Raw genomic sequence first — 16495 nt, 5'->3', positions numbered from 1 at the left:
GGCTCCGTTCGGTCTCGAGTGGACATGCTGGCCAGGCTAACCCACACAGGAAGTTGACATGACGCAGAACCAGACCGGCACCGCCCGCCCCGCCCTCGGTGCGCTGCGGCAGTTCCATCAGCCGCTGCGACCCGGCCTCCCTCCGCTGCTGGTGTTTCCGCATGCCGGCGCCGGGGCATCGGCCTATCGCGCGCTGTCGGAACTGTTCAGTCGCGAGTTCACCGTGCTGATCATGCAATACCCCGGGCGCCAGGACCGGATGCGTGAACCGGCAGCCACCGCTCTCACCGATCTGGCCGCCGAAGCGCACACGGCCTATCTCGCCCGACCGGACGCATCCGAACGCCCGCTGACCGTCTTCGGCCACAGCCTCGGCGCCATCGTCGCGTTCGAATTCGTTCGCCGCGCGGAGGGTTCGGCGGTACCGATCGCGGGACTGGTGGTTTCGGCGGCGACCGCGCCCAGCAAGGTCGCCGACCTCCCGCCGCATCCGACCGACGACGACAGGTTGATGGCGCATCTGTCGGCGCTCGACGGCACCGGGGGAGCGGTGATGGGCAGCGACGCCGTCATGCGGATGGCGCTGCCGGTGCTACGCGCCGACTACCAGGCGTTCGACGCGTACAGCGCGACAACCGATGCGCGCATCGCCGCGCCGATCACGGTGCTCGGTGGCGCAGACGACCCGGTGATCCGGCCGCACGACCTGCACACCTGGACCCAGCACGCCGACGACGTCACGGTCAGCGTCCTCGACGGGGGACATTTTTACCTCGACGCCAACGACACGGAGATCCTCGAGGTGCTCGTCGAGACCCGCGACGCGGCCACCCACCGGGTGGGCCACTGATGAGCGTCGAACCCGTCGTCATCGCCGGCATGGCGGTGGAGGCGCCCGGTGGGATCGAGACACCCGAGGACTTCTTCGCCGCACTGGCCGACGGTGTGGAACTCATCGAACCGTTTCCGCGGGACCGCGACTGGCCGGTCGATCAGGTGCTGGCGCTCGGCGCACTCGAGGGCTGGGGTGAGGTTTCCGATGCCGGCGGATTTCTGCGCGGCGCGGCCGATTTCGACCCGCTGTTCTTCGGGGTGAGTCCCCGTGAGGCGGTCGCCATGGACCCACAGCAGCGTGTCGCGATGCGAGTGGCGTGGCGGGCGCTGGAGAACACTGGAATCAATCCCGCGGCGCTGCGCGACCATGAGGTCGGCGTCTACATGGGTGCCTCGATCGCCGAGTACGGGCCGCGCGCTGCCGCGGTCAACGACTACTCCGGTCATCGCATCGCCGGTACCGCGCTGGGTGCGGTGGCCGGCCGGATCTCGCACGTCCTGGGTACGGTCGGCCCGTCGATGACCGTCGACACCGCGTGCGCGTCGTCGTTGACCGCGCTGCATCTGGCCGCCAACGCCGTGCGGTCGGGGGAATGCGAGTGGGCGCTCGCCGGCGGTGTGTGCGTGATGGGCTCTCCCGGCGCCTTCTTCGAGTTCGCCAAGAACAACGGACTGGCCGACGACGGACACTGCCGTTCCTACAGTGCCGGCGCCACCGGCACCCTGTGGGGCGAGGGTGCCGGCGTGGTGGTGGTGGAACCGGAGGGCCGCGCACGGCGGCTCGGCCATCGCATCTACGGCACCGTGCTCGGCACGCGGGTCAACCACAACGGTGGCGGCGGCCCGATCGTCGTGCCCAGTGCACGCGCCCAGCAGCAGCTGGTCGATCGCACCATCGCTGCCGCCGGGGTGTGCCCGGCCGACGTCGACGTGATCGAAGGACACGGCACCGGTACGCCGCTGGGCGATCCGATGGAACTCGAGGCATTGCAGAACACCTACGGTGCCGCCCGGCCAGCCGACCGCCCGGTCCTGCTCGGGTCGGTGAAATCCAACGCGGGACACGCACAGGCGGCCGCGGGCATCCTCGGACTCATCAAGGTGCTGCAGTGTGGCCGACACGGGATGACCGTGCCGAGCTTGTATGCCGACGACCCCACCGCCGCCATCGACTGGGATCGCGGCGGGTTGCGCTTGTCGACGACGACACAGCCGTGGCAGGCGCGCGGAGACCGCCGCTACGCCGCGGTGTCGAGTTTCGGGGTGTCGGGAACCAACGCCCACGCCATCATCTCGATGCCGGTCGCGGAGAGCGAGGCAGCCCATGTCTGAGACGACCACACGCGCAATGTCGGGTGCCGCAGCCCCGTTCGCGGGACCGCGGATGCCCGACGGGCGGGTGCCGGTGCTGGTGAGTTCCGATGCCGCAGAGCTCATCGCAGCCGAGGCCGCAGCCCTGCACGACTACGTCCGAACACATCCGGGTGTGCCGGTGGCCGCCGTCGCCGATCAGCTGCTGCGCACCCGGCCGGCCCGCCGGCATCGCGCACTTATCCTCGCCACCGAGCCTCATCAGCTCGCCGGCGCGCTCGACGCACTCGCCGAGGGACGGCCGCATCCCGACGTCATCGTCGGTGCCGGCGCCGCCACATCCCGGCAGATCGCCTACACCTTCCCCGGCCAGGGCAGCCAGCGACCCGGCATGGGACGGGGGTATCACGCACTCTCCGAACCGTATCGGCGCGCGGTGGAGGAATGTCACACACAGTCGATGCGACTGTTCGGCACGTCGCCGCGCGACTACGTGCTCGGCGAGCTCGCCGAGGACGACCCGGCGGCATCCGATGTCCGGGTGATCCAGCCGGCCCTGTTCATGCAGATGGTGGGGCTCACCGCGATGTGGGACGCCGCCGGAGTGGCGCCCGCGGTCACCGTCGGGCACTCGCAGGGTGAGATCGCCGCCGCCTACCGCAGTGGTGCGATGACGTTGCCGGATGCGTTGACGATCGTGACCATCCGCGCCCGGCTGGTCCACGAGCTGTCGCCGCGCGGGCACACGATGGCCGTCGTCGGCATCGACGTCGACGAATGCGAGGACATGCTGGCTCGCCACTCTGGGTGGGCGCAGCTGTCGGTGGTCAACTCCGCCCACATCCTGTGCATCTCCGGCCAACGGGACACAGTGCTCGAGATGGTGGAATCGCTCACCGCCCAAGGCAAATTCGCCAAGGAGATTCGCGTCGAGTACCCGGCGCACACCAGCATCGTCAGCGAGTACCAGCCTGCCTTCCTCGACGCGCTGGGCACCTACCTGGAGAATGAGTCGATGCTGTCCGGCGGGCTGCCGTGCGTCGGCGCGACACTCGGCGGGGCTCTGGACGAGTCGATGTCGTTGGGCGACTACTGGTTCTGGAATCTGCGCAACCGGGTGCGCTTCGACAAGGCGATCAGCGATGCCGCGCGGACCCATGGCGCCAACCTGTTCGTCGAGATGTCCGAACACCCCACTCTGTTGCTCGCGATCGGCGAGACGCTGGCCGGGGTCGACGATGCCGGATCGAGTCGACAGATCCTCGGTACGTCGCGGCGTGATGCCGATGGCCTGGCCGAATTCACGCGCAACGTCGCCGCGGTGGCCGTCGCCGACACCGGATTCCGGTGGGACGCGCTGGGGGACGCCGACGCGCAGGCGACTCCGCGGCCACCGCTGGAAGGGTTCCCGAACACCGTGATGCGCCGGGTCCATCTGTGGGCCGACCGCGAATCCGGGCTCGGCGACGACGTCAATTCGCCGGACTGGGCCGCCCGGCAGGTCGGCCGGGCCGCGCATCGTCTGCAGGCCGGTTGGCTTCCGTTGAAGCGCCGCAAGACCCAGGCGCCGAGAAAGATCGCGGTGCTCGATCCCACCGGTCAATGCGCGGACCTGGCCGCGCAGATCTGTGCGGCGGCTCCGGATCACGGCGCAGTCGCCGACGTGGTCGACCCGACGACGACCGACGGTCAAGGGCAGCAACCGGAGTCGGCGTTCGACACCGTGCTGCTGTTGACCGGCCTGCCGGGCACCAAACCCGACACGGCCGGCGATCACCTCGCAGCTGTTCTCGCCGACGGACGCTGGCGGCCCGGCCCGGGGCCGCTCGTCGAACAGTTCTGGTGGCTGACGATCGATGGTGAATCGGTGGACAGCGACGCGGCCGGAGACGGAACGGCACCGGATCTGGTCCAGGCCTCGGTGAGCTCCGCGCTGCGGTGCGCGGCCGCCGAACACCCGGGTACCCGGTTCCGACACCTCGACCTCGGCGCCGCCGAAGACACTGCGTCCGCCGGCGAGCGGGCATCCGCTGTGCTGTCCGCGCTGCACATCGCCGACGAACCGGAGATCGCGCTGCGCGGGGGCTCGCCATTCGTGAAACGACTGATCCCCGCCGCACCCGATGCGACGACCGCCGCGCCGCTGCGGGCAGACACGCCACACGTCCTCATCACCGGCGGCACCGGCAAGCTCGGACTGGAATTCTGTGCGCACTTCGCGTCGGGGGGCGCCGGCCGCATCACGCTGGTCAGCCGCTCGGGCGGCACGGCGGAGGCACTCGGCCGTATCGACGCCATCCGCCGTCGATACCAGACGGTCATCGACGTGGTCGCCTGCGACATCGGCGACGAGGCCGCGATCGACCACCTCGCGGCCCGCCTGCCCGAACCCGTCAGCGTGGTCCTGCACGCGGCCCTGAACTATGTGGCGGGGCCGATGGAAACCATCTCCACCACGGACATCGCGACCGCCACCCGCGCCAAGGTCGTCGGCATCGGCAACGTCATCCGCGCCGTCCCACAGGTCGACGATGTGCGCGTGGTGCTGTGTTCGTCGCTGGCCGCGACGCTGGGCGGCCGTGACCAGGCCCTGTACGCGATGGCAAACCGGATGCTCGACGTCACGGCCGCCGAGCTGCGCGCCGACGGGATCAACGCGGTGTCGGTGCAGTGGGGACTGTGGCAGGCTCAAGGGCCGCTCGACGCCGACGGTGTGGCCCGGGTGGCGGGCGCCGGGGTGATCCCGATGGCTCCCGCTGCGGCCATCGCGGCGGGATTCGCGGATCTGTCCGGTGACAGCGTCGTCCTCGCCGCCGACTTCGGCGAGTTGCGTGCATTGCTGAGTGTGCTGGGAGCCGCGCAGATCCTGACCGAGGTCGGTGACAGCCCCACGCCGTCTGTCGGCGATCCGGCACCCGCGGCACCGCCCCCGGTCACTCCGATGGAGACAGTCGACACTCCTGCACCTGGCGCCGACAGTGTCGAAGCGGGTCCTGGGACGACCAAATCTGGCCAGGCCGAACTGCTCCGCGCCGAACTCGCCGGCGCGATGGGCTTGCCGGCGGGCGGAATGGATCTCGACCCCGATCTTCCGCTGGTAGCACTCGGTCTGGATTCACTGCAGGCCCTCGACCTACGCAAGCGAGTGCAGGCCACGCTCGGCCAGGACCTCCCGATCGAGGCGATACTCGGTGGTGCGACGTTGCGGGAGGTCATCGCCCTGATGGCTCCTGACATCCCTGCAGGTCGATGAAGTAAGGTCAGGCTAATGAAACAGCACGGGCCCAGTGAGGGGAGCGAGCCCATGTCGAGCGATTACGACGACACCGCCACCGGACCGATCGGTGCCCAGGCCTACTCGGCAACGCCAGAGCAGTCCGCGGCCGACAGCGCCGTGGACACCCCGACCGACGAGCCGGCAGATGACTCGGGCGACGCCCCGAATGGCCCGGCCGGGGGCGTCAGCTGGCCGACCGTGCTCGTGGCCGGCGGCGTCTCGGCGATCATCTCCGCGCTGATCGTGACGATCGGTGTGGTCGGTCTGTTGCTGTCCGACATCGGGCAGGGCACGTCGGCATCATCCGCGCAGCCCACGGTGGTCAACCTGGGTTCCGCACAGGGACAGCTGCCGCAGCAGGCGCCCACCGCCGGTGCGCCGGCGTCTGCCGCACCGCCGGCCGGTGCCGCGAACCCGTCGATCGCGGCCGGGCCCAAGGGGGAGGTGCTCGGCCCGCCCGGCGAGGGCAGCAGCGCCGACCTGCCCGCCGGTGGCGGCGCCTCCGGTGGAGGACTGGCACCGGGCGCGGTGCCTGAGGCAGCCCCGCAGCAGCCGACCCAGCAGACTCAGCAGACCACCCAGACGACCACCGCATCGCGGGCGACGCCGACGGTCGGTCAGCTTCAGAACGACCTCGACGTCCTCGTCGGTGGCGGATCGAATGCCCAGAAGGCGCAGCGTCTGGAGGGTGGTCAGCGCGCAGTGAACCAGGCGCAGCCCATCGTGCTGCTGCTCCAGCGGTTCAAGCCGCTCGGTTTCACCTACAACGTGACCGGGCCGGTCACCGTGAACGGCAACACCGCCAAGGCGACGCTGGAACTGAAGTCGCCGGGCTACCAGCCGGCCCGCATGCCGGTGTACTGGGTCTGGCAGGGCGGCCAGTGGAAGTTGTCGAACCGGTCGATCTGTGACATCGGTTCCTACGCGCAGATCCCCTGCAGCCTCTGACCGCGATGGCAGACGATCTCACCCAGCGCAGGAAAGAACTTCTCCGTCAGCGGCTGGCGGCCGGCGGGCTGGCCGGTTCCGGTACGGACACACTGATCGCGGCCCGCCCGGACGGTGCGACGAGTCCGTTGGCGGCGGCCCAACGCCGACTCTGGTTCGTGTCGCACCGCGACAGCGCGGACACCAGCCTCAACGTCGGGGTCGCCTATCGGCTCGCCGGTCCGCTCGACGAGGAGCGGCTGCGTGCCGCGTTCACCGCGGTGGTGGCCCGCCACGAGATCCTGCGCACCACCTACGAATCGGACGACGACGGCGAGCCACGTGCGCGTCATCACGCCGCCGCCACCCTGGCCTGGCGCACCGACGACATCGGCGATCTGACCGGCACTCGTCGCGACCGGCGGCTGACGGTGCTCGCGCGCCGGGAGTTCGGGACGCCGTTCGATCTCACGACTCAGCCGCCGATCCGGCTGCTACTGATCGCCTCCGGCACCGACGAACACATCCTGCTGCTCACCGTGCACCACATCTGCTGGGACGACGAGTCGTGGCCGATTCTGTTCGACGAGGTCAACCGCGCATACAACGCCGAGGACGGTGTGGCCGACGCCGGCGGGTCGACGCCGTTGCCGCGGCAGTATGTCGACCTGCCCGACACCGACGCCGCGACAGTGGCCGCAGACCTCGACCATTGGCTAACCCAACTCACCCCGCTTCCGGAACCGGTCGGCCTACCGGCCCGGCGCGCCGACGCCTCCGGGCGGCGCCAGAGTGCGCTGCTCACCCGTCCGCTGCCCGACACCATGCGTGACCGAGTCGACGAGCTGGCCCGCACGGGCGCGGTCAGTCCGTTCACCGTCTACGCCGCCGCCCTCGACGCGCTGATCCATCGGCTCACCGGGGCCACCGACTTCACGATCGCGGTTCCGGTCACCCAGCGGCCTGCCCAGGCAGCCCCGCTCATCGGCTACTTCGGCAACACCCTGCTGATGCGAACCCGGCTGGCCGGCCACGACAACTTCGACCGGCTCATCTCGCTGGCGGGACAGCGCCTGACCGACGGACTGGCCCACCAGAGTGCGCCGATCGACGCGGTTGTCGGAGCGCTCAACCCGCAGCGCGCGCCCGGAGCCGACGGACTCGAACAACTCGTCGAGATCAGCCTCAGCGCCCGCGGCGACGCACAGGGCTTCGCCTTGCGCGGAGTCGCCGCTGAACCTCTCGTCGAGCTGAGCACGCCGAACGGTCAGCTGCCGTTGGAGTTCAGCATCGTGACCGGTGAGCAGGCGTCGCTGGAGATCGAATACGACACCGAACGCTTCGGCGACGTCCTGGCATCCGACATCGCCGACGGCTACCTCAACCTGCTCGAGCACATGCTGGGCAATCCGCTCGCGCCGATCCGGGACCACGAACTTCTCGCCCCCGCCGCACGCGAGCGCGTGCTGGCGGCCTCCACCGGGCACCGCGCGCCGGTCGCGTCGAGTACCGTCGTCGATCTGTTCGCCGCCGCGGTCGCCGCGCGCCCCGAGCATGATGCGGTCGTCTCCGATGATGTCACCCTGAGCTACCGGGCCCTCGACGAGCGATCGAACCGGCTGGCGCACTGGCTGATCCGATCGGGTGCGGGCCCCGACGACGTGATCGGACTCCGCCTCGGCGCATCGGTCGGATTCGTGGTCGCCGCGCTGGCTGTGCTCAAGTCGGGTGCCGCATATCTGCCGATCGACCCCGACTATCCGGCCGACCGAACCGAGTTCCTCATCTCCGACGCCGCGCCTCGCTTGGTACTCGACGCAGCCGCGTTGGCGGCCGCCGAGGAGGAGGTGTCGTCGAACACGGAATACGCCTCGGCGGCAAGCGCTCCCACCGACGCCGAACGTCGATCGCCGCTGCATCCATCGAATCTCGCCTACGTGATCTACACCTCCGGTTCCACCGGGGCGCCGAAAGGTGTTGCGGTGTCGCACGATGCCATCGCCGATCATCTGATCGGATTCGGTGCCGGCGAGGTGATCGGTGCCGAGGATCGGCTCGTGCAGACGTCGTCGGTGAGCTTCGACGCATCGATGTTCGAGATCTTCTGCACCTTGGCCGTGGGCGCGACCCTGGTGGTGCCCAAGCCCGGTGCGGTGCACGACATCGCCTATATGGCAGAGCTTCTCGTACGTCGTCGCGTGACCGTGATGCACATGGTGCCGACCTTGCTGTCGACGCTGCTGATGGTGCCGGAGGTCAAACAGTGGACGATGCTGCGCACCGTCCCGGTCGGCGGCGAGGCCTTCTCCGGCGAGGTGGCCGACGCCTTCACCACCAACTTCGATGCGGCGTTGTCGAACAACTACGGACCCACCGAGGCCGTCGTCGCAGCCACACATCACCCGATCACCACACCGCAGGGCAACACCGTGGTGCCGATCGGCACACCCAACACCAATGTGGCCGCTTACCTGCTCGACCCGGGACTGCGGTTGGTCCCTGACGGTGTGGTCGGGGAGATCTATCTCGGCGGTACGCAACTGGCGCGGGGATATCTCGGTCGCCCGATGCTGACCGCGACGCGGTTCGTCGCCGATCCGTTCACGCCGGGAGCTCGTCTCTATCGCACCGGAGACCTCGCGCGCCGAAATCCCGACGGCGACCTGGAATTCGTGGGCCGCGCCGACGAGCAGGTCAAGGTGCGCGGATTCCGCATCGAACTCGGTGAGGTGGAAGCCGGTCTGACCCACCATCCCGACGTCGCCCATGCGCTCGTCCTGGTGGACTCCGACGATTCCGGTGCGCGTCTGATCGCCTACGTCATCCCGGCGGCACACGCAGGGTCGGCGATCGACCTCGACGCGGTGCTGGCCGACGCCCGCACCCGCCTTCCGGACTACATGGTGCCGTCCGCGGTCGCCGTCATCGACGAGGTGCCGCTGACGACGCACGGCAAGCTCGATCGGGATGCGCTGCCGATCATCACGGTGCGTCCCCGCGATGACCGGGAACCGCAGACGCCGACCGAGAAGCGGATCGCGGCGGTTTATGCCGAACTGTTCGGCCGCGACGACATTTCGGCCGGAGCATCGTTCTTCGACCTGGGTGGCCATTCGTTACTCGCTGCTCGGCTCGTGACCACGTTGACTACCGAGTTCGGTATCGATGTGGATGTACGTCTGCCGCTCGACAATCCGACCGTCGCCGGACTGGCGGCTGCGGTGAATGCCGCGGTGCGCGAAGAGTTCGGTATCGACCTCGACGACCTGGGCGATATCGACGACCTGGGTGAACTCGACGCCCTGGATGACGGTGCTGTCGGTCTCGACGACAGCACCGGCGTCGACACCAGCGTCCCGGCCGCACCATCGGTGAGCATGCCGGCACCCCCGAACGCCACGGCATCCACCCGCCCACCGTTGCGCCACGTCGATGTGCCCGACCCGGTTCCGCTGTCCTTTTCGCAGCTCGCGATGTGGTTCCAGCACCGTTTCGAAGGGCCGGGCGCGGCGGGGAACATCCCGCTGGCGTTGCGACTCGACGGTCCGATCGACGTGGCTGCGCTGCGTGCCGCGCTCGACGATGTGGTCGCCTGCCACTCCGCGCTGCGCACCACGTTCGTGGAGCGCGACGGCCTGCCGACCGCACGCGTCGCCGACAGTGTGAGTCTGGACGTGCCGGTTGTCGACGTCGATGGCCCGGACACGCTCACCGCACAGTTGGCTCAGACCCGCGAGCACCTCTTCGACCTCGCCGAGGGGCCGCTGCTGAACGTGAGTCTGCTGCGCGAGAACGACACCCGGCACACCCTGTCGTTGGTGGTACATCACATGGTGATCGACCACTGGTCCACCGATGTGCTGATTGACGATTTGATCGCGGCCTATCGGGCCCGCGTCGCGGGGATGGCGCCCGCACTGCCCACACCGGAACTGACCTACACCGACTACGCACTCTGGCAGCATCGGGTGTTCCCGGTGGGGGTGGACCGAGCCGACGTGCACGCCACGGATGCGTCCGGTGCCGCGAAGTCCGACAGCGCCGCAGATCTGGACAGCGCAGCAGAATTCGGCCGTCGGCAGATCGAGCACTGGCGTGCCGTGCTCGACGGGCAACCAGATGAGATCACGGTTGCCGCTGATCGGCCACGCCCGCCCGCGCTCGGGAAGGCCGGCGTGCTCGCCGACCTGGCGGTGTCCCCGGAAACGCATCGACGGTTGCGGCGCACGGCCGATGATTGCGGCGCCACCGAATTCATGATGATCACCGCTGCGTTGACGGCACTCTGGAGCAGGCTCGGTGGTGGGGACGACATCACCATCGGCACCCCGGTGGCCGGACGCGTCGACGTCGGTACCGAACGCCTCGTCGGTCTGTTCGCCAACATGGTGGCACTGCGTTCGCGTACTGACCGCGCGCCGACCGTGCGGCAACTCATCCGGCGTTGCCGCGACACGGTCCTCGACGCCTTCGCTCACCAGGATGTGCCCATCGAGCGGCTCGTCGAGGCGCTCAATCCGCGGCGAACCAGATCCCGGAACCCGCTGTTCCAGAGCATGATCCACTTCCGTGATCGGGACCAGAACATCACCGGCCGGCCGCTCGACGACGCCGATGCCACCATTGCGCTGCTGCCCGTGGAGCAGGACACCTCGTTCCTGGATCTCAACGTGATCCTCACCGTGAGCGCCGAAGGCGGTCTCGACGGTCGCATCGTCGGCAGTGCAGATCTCTACGACCAGAGCACCATCGACGGAATCGCGGCCGCGCTCGGCGCCATGCTGACCGCCTTCGGCGCGGACGCCGACACCCCGGTCGAGGCGATCGTGCTGCCGCCGCTGCCCGGAGTGATCACCCCGGACATGCACGCGGAGGACCCGGCCGAACTCGCCGCCATCATCACCCGCGACCGGCCGCACCGCGTGCACGCGACACCGCGGACGCTGGCGGCGCTACAGCACACCGGGTCGACCGACCTGGGGTCGGTGCGCGAGTGGGTGGCCACCGAGTCGGGGGCGGGAGCCGCACTCGGCGAGACGCTGTCCGCGTTGGCACCCGGATCACGATTCACCGATCCGTTCGATTCGACTCCGGCGCCGATGGTGATGGCGATGACCGCGACTGCCGGGGGAGGGGCGCAGACCCCGACCGAGGAACGGCTGATCGCCATCCTGTCCGATCTGCTCGGTGTGGACGGACTCGGTCGCGATGACAACTTCTTCGCCGTCGGTGGCGACAGCGTCATCTCGATCCAGTGGTCAGCCCGCGCAGCCGCGGAAGGTCTCCCGCTGGCACCGCAGCAGATCTTCGACCACTACTCGATCGCCGAATTGGCCGCGGCCGTCGACGAGGAGCAGACCCGATCGTCGACCCAGGATCCGGGTGCCGATCAAGCGGGGAGCGATTCCGCAGCACGGCACGCCGATGACCAGGCCGACGCTGCACCGATGAGTGCGTCGGGTCTCAGCGACGACATGCTGTCGTCGCTCGGCGCGGCCTGGAAGTCGCAGCAGTGACCACCGCGCCCGAGATCGAGGACGTACTGGCGCTCAGCCCCCTACAGGAAGGGCTGTTCACGCTGTCCGAGATGGCCGGCGAGGGATTCGATGTCTACTCGATGCAATTCGTCGTCGAGATCACCGGCCCGCTCGACGTGGACCGGCTGCATCGCAGCGTCGACGTGATCGTCGACAGACACCCTAATCTCCGGGTGTCCTTGTGGGACAAAGATCTACCGAAACCGGTGCAGATCGTGCCCAGTCGCGTCAAGGTCCCCTGGGAGGAAATCAGCGCCACCGCCGCACAGTTCGACGAATTGGCCGCCGCCGAACGCGCCCGCCGGTTCGATCTGCGCCGCGGGCCGTCGATCCGGGTGAAGCTCGTCGAGCTCGACGGCCGATGGCGACTGCTGGTCACCGCACATCACATCCTGATGGATGGGTGGTCGATCGCGCTGTTCTTCTCCGAACTGCTCACGATCTACGCCGCGGGCGCCTCGAGTTCGACATTGCCGCCGGTTCGGCCGTACCGCAACTACATCGCCTGGTTGGCCGCGCAGGACGTCGACGCCGCCCGCGCGCGGTGGGTGGATCACCTCGCGGGGGTCGAGCCGCTGATGCTCGGTGAGGCCGGTACGACGACCACCGAACCCGTGCGCACGCGTCATCGTCTGCCGGTCGCCGACACCGAACGCCTGATCACGTGGGCCAGATCGGCGGGCCTCACGGTCAACACCGCGGTCCAATACGCGTGGGCCACTGTGCTCGGAAGGCTCACCGATCGAGACGACGTCGTGTTCGGGACCACCATTTCCGGGCGTCCGCAGGGTCTTGCGGGCGCCGACGAGATGATCGGCCTGTTCATCAACACCGTCCCGGCGCGCGTCCGACTCACTGCGGCCGCCGGTGAACCCGAGACGGTGAGAGCGAACTGCGCTGCCCTGCAACGCACGTCGATCCAGATGCGCGACCACGGATACCTGGGGTTGTCGGATATCCAACGGGCGTCGGGGCATTCGGCCCTGTTCGACACGCTCTTCGTATTCGAGAACGCCCCGATCGGGTCGGCCACCGAGCCGGTCTCCGCGCCCGACGGCACCCGCTTCCTACCGCTGGCGATGGAGAGTTTGGCGCACTACCCCCTCACCGTCGTCGCCTACGTGCTCGACGGCGAACTCGTCATCATCACCGAGGCGATCGACGGTGCGCTCGGTGACCTCCGCCCGGCCGAGATCGCGGCGCGACTGCTGCGGGTGCTCGAACAGCTGCCCGCCGCGGGCGATGGTCCCACAGATGCTATCGACGTGCTGCTGCCCGAGGAGCGCGCACTGATCGACCGGACCTCCACGCGGCGGGCCGAGGCCGCAGACCTCGCACCGTCGGTGATCGCGGCGTTCCTCGATCAGGCCCGTCGGACACCGGAGGCACCTGCGCTCGTCGACGCGACACAGTCCATCGGCTACGCCGCGCTTGCCGCGCGCTCGTCCCAGCTCGCCGGTGAACTCCGCGCCCGCGGCGTTGGACCCGAGTCGGTGGTCGCGATCGCGCTGCCGCGATCGGCGGATTCGGTCATCACCATCCTGGCCACGATGCTTGCCGGTGGCGCATACGTCCCGGTCGATGTCGCGTTGCCCGATCAGCGGATGGCCAACATGCTGGAGCAATCCGGTGCGCGGGTCGTCGTGACCGATCTGGCCAATCTGTCGCGGTTCCGGACCGACGGCAGGGTCACCGCGGTGGTCGTCGATGATGCTGACACGGCCGACCGGATCGCCGCCCGTCCCGCTGAGATCACGCGCCCCGCGCTATGCCCCGAGAGTGCCGCCTACGTGATCTTCACGTCGGGGTCGACCGGCGAACCCAAGGGTGTCATAGGCACTCATGCGGCGTTGGTGAGCTACTGCCGCGACCACCGCGATCACATGCTCACCCCGGCACGCCAGCGGCTCGACCGGCCGCTTCGGGTGGCACATGCCTGGACGTTCAGCTTCGATGCGTCGTGGCAGCCGCTGGCGGCGCTCCTCGACGGTCACGCCGTCCATCTGTTCGGTGAGGACGAGATGCGCGATGCAGGACGACTTGTCGCCGGACTCGCCGAGCGCGCCATCGACATGATCGACACGACACCGTCGATGTTCGGTCAGCTCGCGGCGGCTGGACTGGTCGGTGATGAAGGCGTCGGTCATGCCCATCTGTCCGTACTCGCGCTGGGTGGTGAGGCGATCGGCCCCGCGCTCTGGCGTCAGCTGAGCGCGCTACCCGGCACCACCGCACACAACTGTTACGGGCCCACCGAGACCACGGTGGAGGCCGTGGTCGCTCGGATACCGGACTCGCCCGTGCCCACGATCGGCTCACCCACCGATCGGATGGCCGCCTACATCCTCGACACCCGTCTGCGTCACGTTCCTACGGGGGTCGCCGGGGAGCTGTATCTCTCTGGCACGCAGGTCACCCGCGGCTACACGGGCAAGGCGGCGATGACCGCCGGACGCTTCGTGGCCGACCCGTTCACCGAAGGGGAACGGATGTATCGCACCGGAGATCTGGTGCGCCGTAACGATCGTGGCGACATCGTCTTCGTCGGTCGCCGCGACGACCAGGTGAAGATCCGCGGCTATCGCATCGAGACCGGCGAGATCGAGGCGGCGCTGCGGCGGCTGCCCGGGATTCGGTCGGCTGCTGTCGTGGTGGTCGACCGTACGGCCGGTCCCGCGCTCGTCGGATTGGTTGCCGGTGCCGAGCTCGACGCGCGCCTGGTGCGATCAGGGTTGGCCGAACTGCTGCCCGCGCACATGGTGCCCACCCGGATCGTCACGCTGCCGGTGTTGCCGATGAACAACAACGGCAAGGTGGACAGCCGTGCTCTGGCCGAGTCCGCGGCGCAGGCGCTGCAAGCGCGATCCGGCGCGGACAGCGCCGACCTGACCCCCACCGGGCGCGTGGTGTCGTCGGTGATCGGTGCGGTCTTGGGGAGTACCCCGGCGGCCGACGAGGACTTCTTCGACCTCGGCCTCGACAGCATCGTCGCCATGGCCGCGGTGCACGCACTGCGCGAGCACGACCTGACCGTGACACCACGGATGGTGTTGGCGCACCCCACGGTCGCCGACCTCGCGGATGCCATCGACCGCCACGTCGATGAACCCGACGCCACCCGCGCCGGCCCCGGCATCGTGCCCGCCCTGCCCATCGTGGAATGGCTCGACGAGTACGGCAACGATCGGCGATTCACGCAGACCGTGCTGTTCGCGTTGCCAGATGGTCTGTCCGAGGGCGATCTGCAGACGATCCTGCAGACCCTCATCGACGGTCACGACATGTTGCGGGCCACGCGTACGCCCGCGGGGGTCGTCACCCGTGATGCTGGAACCGTTGACGCCACAACTATTCTCGCCTCGATGCCGAGCACTGATCTGCCCGCGGGCATCACCACTGCCGCGCGACGCGCCAATGACGCGGTCGACCCCGACAAGGGGCGGATGCTGGCCGCGGTTCGACTGAACCGGCTGGGCGCCCATGACATCTTGCTGCTCGCGATCCATCACCTGGCTGTGGACGCAGTCAGTTGGCAGATCATCTTCGGCGACCTCGCCGGCGCCGGTGCGGCTCTGGCCGCGGGTGCCCCGCCGACGATCGACGGCGAACGCACCGACTATCGGTACTGGTGCACCGAGATCCGGGCCCGTGCCGATCGTCCGGAGGTGTCGGCACAACTCGACCACTGGGTCGAGCAGGTGTCCGCACCCGACGCCCCGATCGGTGCCCGGCTGCCGGACCCGCGCGTGGACACCTGGTCGTCGCTGCGGTCCGCGGTCACCCTGACACCCGCCGACATCACCGGGACCATCCTGGGCGCGCTGGACAAACGTATCGGCATGCGCGAATTCCTGCTGGCCGCACTGACCCTGACGATCGCCGGATGGCGGCGGGAACGCGGCGCCGATCCCACCCAGGGTGCCTATATAGCCCTCGAAGGGCACGGACGCGACGACGAACTGGCCGGCCCGTCGGTGGACACCACCCGAACTCTCGGGTGGTTCACCACCGTCTATCCGGTCCGGCTCGGCACCGGACACGATCTCGACCCCGCGGAGGCCGCTGGCGATCGGGCCGCCGCCACCCGTCTGCTCGACGACGTCGCCACCGACCTCTCCACGATCCCCGGCAGCGGAATCGATTTCGGCATCCTGAAGTATGTCCGCGGCGCCGACGAGCTGGTCGATACGGTCGAGCCGCAGATCGAGTTCAATTATCTCGGCCGCTTCGATCTGCACGGTGCCGATTCGCGCGGTGTTGACGATTCGCCCAGCGGTGGGGGTTCGCGCCGTGGTGACGATTCGTGGCAGCCGTGGGCGCCGATCACCGACCTCGAGCTCAACGATCGGCTCCCTACCGATCCGGAGCCCGATCTGCCGCTTCGATACACACTCGACGTGGTAACCGTGGTGCGCGCCACCGAGAATGGCCCACAGCTCGTCGCCAACTGGCGTTACGGCGAGAGCCTGCTGACCGCCGGAGAAGCCGGACGACTCACCGAGCTGTGGCAGCTGTCGGTCTCCGCGCTGGCGTCGGTGGTTGCCGACCCGCCTGCTGATCGAGCGTGCTGACCGACCGGCCGCGATGGTGTCGCGTCCGTCGCTGACGT

Annotated in this window: 6 protein-coding genes; all 6 read left to right on the top strand. The window is 68.9% G+C overall.

Features of this window, described 5'->3' with window-relative positions; translation table 11 throughout:
* Nucleotides 1-58: 58 nt before the first annotated feature.
* Genes ACIGKQ_RS05845 through ACIGKQ_RS05820 form a run of 6 tightly spaced genes read left to right on the top strand, consistent with a single transcriptional unit; the run spans nucleotide 59 to nucleotide 16457 of the window.
* Nucleotides 59-850 (top strand): thioesterase II family protein, encoded by a 792-nt coding sequence (locus tag ACIGKQ_RS05845; protein ID WP_396572697.1) that lies wholly within the window; start codon nucleotides 59-61, stop codon nucleotides 848-850.
* The gene (locus ACIGKQ_RS05840; RefSeq protein ID WP_396572695.1) at nucleotides 850-2166 is read left to right on the top strand and encodes a polyketide synthase; all 1317 of its coding nucleotides are present in this window, start codon (nucleotides 850-852) and stop codon (nucleotides 2164-2166) included. The genes ACIGKQ_RS05845 and ACIGKQ_RS05840 overlap by 1 nt, the downstream gene beginning before the upstream one ends.
* Entirely contained in the window at nucleotides 2159-5398 is a 3240-nt protein-coding gene (gene nbtC / locus ACIGKQ_RS05835) for a nocobactin polyketide synthase NbtC (RefSeq protein ID WP_396572693.1), read from the top strand. The genes ACIGKQ_RS05840 and nbtC overlap by 8 nt, the downstream gene beginning before the upstream one ends.
* Before the next feature lie 51 nt (nucleotides 5399-5449).
* Nucleotides 5450-6370, top strand: coding sequence for a hypothetical protein (locus ACIGKQ_RS05830; protein WP_328714763.1), 921 nt, complete (start codon nucleotides 5450-5452; stop codon nucleotides 6368-6370).
* A 5-nt stretch (nucleotides 6371-6375) separates the two neighbouring features.
* On the top strand, nucleotides 6376-11865 hold the full coding sequence (locus ACIGKQ_RS05825; RefSeq protein WP_396572692.1) for an amino acid adenylation domain-containing protein: 5490 nt from the start codon (nucleotides 6376-6378) through the stop codon (nucleotides 11863-11865).
* Complete coding sequence (locus ACIGKQ_RS05820; RefSeq protein WP_396572690.1) at nucleotides 11862-16457, top strand: amino acid adenylation domain-containing protein; 4596 nt, start codon at nucleotides 11862-11864, stop codon at nucleotides 16455-16457. Before ACIGKQ_RS05825 ends, ACIGKQ_RS05820 begins: the two co-directional genes overlap by 4 nt.
* The last annotated feature ends 38 nt before the right edge of the window (nucleotides 16458-16495 follow it).

Source organism: Gordonia sp. NPDC062954, from assembly GCF_044543825.1.
In the GTDB taxonomy this organism is placed as follows: Bacteria; Actinomycetota; Actinomycetes; order Mycobacteriales; family Mycobacteriaceae; genus Gordonia; species Gordonia tangerina.
This window is presented reverse-complemented; position numbering and strand designations above follow the sequence as displayed.